This is a genomic window from Neorhizobium sp. BETTINA12A, from assembly GCF_023006485.1.
Classification (GTDB): domain Bacteria; phylum Pseudomonadota; class Alphaproteobacteria; order Rhizobiales; family Rhizobiaceae; genus Neorhizobium.
Genome location: NZ_JALBGW010000319.1, coordinates 1 through 1747, shown reverse-complemented (window position 1 = coordinate 1747; position 1747 = coordinate 1). Strand labels below are relative to the sequence as shown.

Sequence of the window (1747 nt, the reverse complement as noted above, 5' to 3'; positions counted from 1 at the left end):
GGGGCAGCAGGCGCAACCGCCCGGCAATGTGCGTGAAAACCACGGCGCATGGTCGATCATCTGCGACCGCCCGGCCGGCGCTTCCGCCGACCAATGCGCGCTGATGCAGAACGTCATAGCCGAGGACCGGCCGGAAGTCGGCCTGTCGGTGGTGGTACTGAAGACCGCCGACCGCAAGGCGCGCATCCTGCGCATCCTCGCGCCGCTCGGCGTGCTCCTGAAGGATGGCATGGAACTCTATGTCGACAACAACAATATCGGCCGCGCCTATTTCACCCGCTGCTTCTCCGAGGGCTGCTATGTGGAAGTGGAGATCGACGAGGAACTGATGCGCATCCTCCGGGCCGGCAAGGCCGCCGTCTTTGCACTGCGCGAATCCGCCGATCAGGACCGGGTCGGTATTCCGATCGAGCTGACCGGCTTCGGCGAAGGTTACGACGCACTTCCGTGATCACGTCATAATAAGAAACGGTCGTTCATGGAGTTTCGCGGCAGCCATACCTTTCCCGTCCATTTCGACGACGAGGTCGTGCGCGATGCGGTGCTCGTGTTCGTCATAGAGCGCACGATGCGCGAGCAGAAGGGGAAGTGGGCGGCAGCGGGGCTGGTGGTCGTCGCCGGCCTCGTACTCCTGTTCCAGGGCAACTTCACCCTCGCGCTGCTGGCGTTCCTCGTCGCCTGTTTCCCGGCGATTTTCAGCGCCGTGGTCTGGCGCGCGCATTCCGCCAGCGCCTTTGGCCGCTACAGGCGCATGACCGATCGCAGCGCCGAAGTCACCATCGATCCGGATGGGTTCGGCATCGCCTCCAACCTCGGCGACGGCCGGCTCAACTGGCCCAATGTCACCGAGATCTGGGAAAGGCCGCTTTCGTTCATGCTGTTCAGCGGCACATCGGCCTTCAATATCCTGCCGCGAAAGGCCATGCCGCAGGAGGTGCAGGCCTTCCTCAGCGCAAAAGCCATCTGAAGACAGGCTTGCTTCGGTCCCTCCCCGGACCTACATCGGTTGGAACAGAGCGCGTCTTCCAGTGGCAGCGCAGAAGGAGCATCCCATGAATACCGACCTTCTCAACCTTTTCGACTGCGACGAGACAAAGCTGCGCTCGATCCTCTCCGAGGCGCTTACCGGCGCCGATGACGGCGAGCTTTTCGTGGAACATGCCCAGGCGGAATCGCTGACCTTCGACAATGGTCGCCTGAAGGGCGGTTCGTTCAACACAGACCAGGGTTTTGGCCTGCGCTCGGTCGCCGGCGAAGCGGTCGGTTACGCGCATGCGGGCGAGCTTTCCGCCGCAGCGCTGTCCCGTGCCTCGGATGCGGTGCGGGCAGTGACCTCCGGTTATTCCGGCTCCTACGCGGCCGCCCCACAGCGCACCAACAAGAAATATTACGGCGACGAGAACCCGATCGGCAGCCCCAGTTTCGAAGAGAAGGTCAAGCTGCTCACCGAGATCGACGCGTACCTACGCTCCAAGGACGACAAGGTGCGGCAGGTGACGGCGACCGTTTCGGCAAGCTGGCAGGTGGTCGACATCCTGCGCGCCGATGGCCACCGGGTACACGACATCCGCCCGATGACCCGCATCAACATTTCCGTCGTCGTCGGTGACGGCGACCGGCAAGAATCGGGTTCGTTCGGCACCGGCGGCCGCATCGGCTTCGGCGATTTCGTCACGGAAGGCAATTGGCAGACCGGCGCCGACGAGGCGCTGCGCCAGGCGCTCGTCAACCTCACCGCCATCGACGC

At 63.7% G+C, this 1747-nt stretch carries 3 protein-coding genes; all 3 read left to right on the top strand.

Annotation, left to right across the window (positions count from 1 at the left end):
• A partial coding sequence (locus MOV61_RS29820) for an invasion associated locus B family protein (RefSeq protein ID WP_247139162.1) occupies positions 1–451 on the top strand: 451 nt, incomplete at its 5' end.
• Positions 452–478: 27 nt separating this feature from the next.
• Positions 479–967 carry a YcxB family protein gene (locus MOV61_RS29815; RefSeq protein ID WP_247139161.1) on the top strand — a complete coding sequence of 163 codons (489 nt, stop codon included), beginning with the start codon at positions 479–481 and terminating at the stop codon, positions 965–967.
• A gap of 85 nt (positions 968–1052) precedes the next feature.
• On the top strand, positions 1053–1747 hold a 695-nt coding region (locus MOV61_RS29810), incomplete at its 3' end, for a PmbA/TldA family metallopeptidase (protein ID WP_309493884.1).

Coding starts and splice junctions, on each gene's coding strand:
- MOV61_RS29815 (WP_247139161.1), top strand. CDS start 479: ATGGAGTTTCGCGGCAGCCATACCTTTCCCGTCCATTTCGACGACGAG.